The organism is Actinomyces polynesiensis, from assembly GCF_000820725.1.
In the GTDB taxonomy this organism is placed as follows: domain Bacteria; phylum Actinomycetota; class Actinomycetes; order Actinomycetales; family Actinomycetaceae; genus Pauljensenia; species Pauljensenia polynesiensis.
This window is the reverse complement of sequence record NZ_CCXH01000046.1, coordinates 1-3,131: the sequence shown is the minus strand read 5'-3', so window position 1 is coordinate 3,131 and position 3,131 is coordinate 1. Positions and strand designations below refer to the sequence as shown.

Here is a 3,131-nt window from a genome sequence, read left to right as displayed (position 1 = left end):
ACGGCACCTGTCCCGGACACCGGCCCGGTCACGCTCCCCGACGGGCGCGGAAGATCTCGCCGCAGATCAGGATCTCCTCCGTCTGGGCGTCGTAGCGGTCCTTGAGGAGCCAGGTCCCCCCGAGCCGCTCGATCTCGCGGAAGCCCTGGTCGCCGACGCTGACCAGCCCACTGACCGTGTACACGAGGACGGGCAGCTGCGACGGGGGGAAGAACTTGCGGATCTTGCGGATCATGCGCAGGCCGAGCGGCTCGAAGGACTGCCGGACCACGTCCTGGGTGGCGGACTCCAGGTCCGCGAATTCCTTGAGCTTCCGGTTCGCGGCGTCGATGAGCTCCTGGGACTCCGAGGGGCCCGTCGGGTAGTACATGTCGACGAGGAAGAAGTCGGGGAACCTGCCCTCCGCCTCCATGCGGGCCAGGGTCGGCATCACCTCCGCCTCGCTGGTGATGGACTCGATGTCGTAGAAGTCCTGCTGGCGTTCCCGGAACTTGCGGATGTAGTTCGGGTTGTCGTCCACGATGAGCGCCAGGGGCCGGGAACGGGTGATCGTGTGGCCGGCGCGCTGCGCGATGCCCGCCAGGACCAGTCGGTCGGTCTCGGCGCTGAACCGGTTCTTGATGAGCCACTCGACGCCGAGGGTCTCGAGCTGCTGGATGTGGTCGTCCCGCAGGAGGATCAGGCCCTGCTGGGTGTGCATGGCGATGGGCAGCTTCTCCGGGGGGTAGAAGTCCCTCACGGTCTCCACGATGTCCACGCCCGCCGGGTGCCACGCGGCGTCGACGACGCCCTTGAGCCTGTGCTCCGCGTCGAGGAGGACGGTGACCGCCTCCCGCGCACGCTCCCGCTGCTCGGGGGTGAGGTCGTTGCGGTAGGCGTAGTAGTCCATGAGCACGACGTCGGGGAGTTCCTGGTTCCCCAGCGCCGTCATCTGGAGTGCGGAGAGGAGCTCCGAGGCGTTGTCGAAGGTGCGGATCTCGAAGCGGTCCTCGTGCTCCCGGGTGAACCTGTCGAGCCAGGCGCGCTCGTCGTCGTAGTACCACAGGGAGGGTCGAGACGTCGCCGGGTCGGGCCGACCGCCGAGCGCCTCCCTCAACGGCTCCAGGTCGAGGTCCCCACCGGAGCGGAGCTTCAGCCACTTCTTGCTCTGGAGCAGCAGGGGAGGCGGGGTGGGGTCCAACGCCGCGAGGAGGAAGGTGAAGTCGGGGTCCGAGATGCTCTTGGCGAGCGCCGCCTGCCACTCGAGCTCGACCCACTGGGACCGGGAGGAGGCCGCGGAGTGGAGCAGGAGGAACACCTCGGCGTTGGAGAGCCCCTCCTGGATCGACAGGGCCAGTGCGCTCCCGGCCGACAGGTCCGACCTGTCGACCCACACGTCGTGCCCCCAACTCCGCAGGGCCGCGACGACCCTGTCCACGTCGGCGTCGTCCTGACTGGCGTGGGAGACGAATATCGACGTCATGGCAATCGCTTCTCCGAGTTCGTCGGGAGTCCTGCGCACCGGGGCGGGACCTGGTCCCGTCATCCCCCGGGCTGATCGTACCCAACCGCCCCGGACGGTGTCGTGCGTCTCAAAGGGCAGGATTGCCGCGCTCGTCCTGCCGGGAGGGTGTGCGCCGGTTGACGTCGGGGAGACGCTCCCTCAGGAGCGCTCCATCCACACGATGTCGCTGCCGGCCCGGGCGCGCACCGCGCCCGCCAACTCGGGGTGCTCCGACAGGTCGGGGTCGGCCCCGACCACCACGGAGGCCTCCTCCCGGGCCTCACGGATCACCGCCTCGTCACGCTGCACGGACAGGAAGCGCAGCCCCGAGGTGCGCCCCGACTGGTCCGCCCCCAGCACGTCCCCCTCGCGGCGCAGACGCAGGTCCTCGTCGGCGAGTTCGAAACCGTCGGTCGTCGAGGCGAAGGCCCGCAACCTCTCCACCGACCACTCGGAGATGCCGTGGCGGTGGGCGGCCATGCACACCGAGGGCCGGGTCGACCGGCCCACGCGCCCACGCAGCTGGTGGAGCTGGGAGAGGCCGAACTGCTGGGCGTCCAGGACCACCATCATCGACGCCTCTGGGACGTCCACCCCGACCTCCACCACGGTGGTCGCCACGACCACGGGGGCACGCCCCGCCGCGAAGTCATCCATGACCTGCGCCTTCTCCGTGGCCACCATCCGGCCGTGCAGCTCGTGGATGCCGAGCCCTGCCAGGGGTCCCGAGGCACGCAGCGCCTCGGCCACGGCGCGCACGCTGGCCAGGGGTGGGGTGGCCGCGCCCTCCCCCTCCGCGTCCGCCACGGCGTCGCCCTCGTCGATGCGCGGGCACACGACGTACACGCGTCCCCCCGAGTCCACCTCCTCGCGGGCGCGCTGCCACAGGCGCTCCATCCAGGCGGGGTTGGCGGAGTCCACGAGGAAGGTCGCGACCGGGCTGCGCCCCGGGGGGAGCCCGGGCATGCGGGTCTCGTCCAGGTCGCCGAAGACCGTCATGGCCACGGTGCGCGGGATGGGGGTGGCCGTCATGACCAACTGGTGGGGCACGTGGGGACCGTCCCCCTCCGCCGTGGAGGGGCGGCGCAGGCGGTCGCGCTGGGCGACGCCGAAGCGGTGCTGCTCGTCGACCACGACCAGGCCCAGGTCGGGGAACTCCACGGAGTCCTGGAGCAGGGCGTGCGTGCCCACGACGATGAGCGGCCCGCCCGAGCGCAGCGCCGCGTCCACCTCGCGACGCACCACCGCGCGCGTCGACCCGGTCAGGAGCCTCAGCTCGACGTCCACGCCCTGTGCCCGCATCGGGGCGAGCAGGGCACCCAGGGAGGCCGCGTGCTGCTCGGCGAGGATCTCGGTGGGGGCCAGCAGGGCGGCCTGGTGGCCGGCGCCCACGACCTGGCACATGGCGGCCAGGGCCACCACGGTCTTCCCGGACCCGACGTCACCCTGGAGGAGGCGCTGCATGGGCTTCGTCCCCTCCAGGTCGGCCTGGATCTCCGCGAGGGCGCGGCGTTGGGAGTCCGTCAGTTCGAAGGGCAGGCAGGCGAGCAGGGCGTCCAGCACGCGGTTGCCCTCGACGGCGCAGGCGGGGGCCCGTTCGGCGCGCGTCCCCTCGCGGGCCTCCAGCAGCCCGGTCTGGAGGACGAAG

Annotated in this window: 2 protein-coding genes; both read right to left on the bottom strand. The window is 71.5% G+C overall.

Annotation, left to right across the window (positions count from 1 at the left end; all coding sequences use genetic code 11):
- Window positions 1-28: 28 nt before the first annotated feature.
- Entirely contained in the window at window positions 29-1,462 is a 1,434-nt protein-coding gene (locus tag TA90_RS01680) for a toll/interleukin-1 receptor domain-containing protein (protein WP_043534291.1), read from the bottom strand.
- Window positions 1,463-1,642: 180 nt separating this feature from the next.
- A partial coding sequence (locus TA90_RS01675; protein ID WP_043534290.1) for an ATP-dependent DNA helicase RecG occupies window positions 1,643-3,131 on the bottom strand: 1,489 nt, incomplete at its 5' end.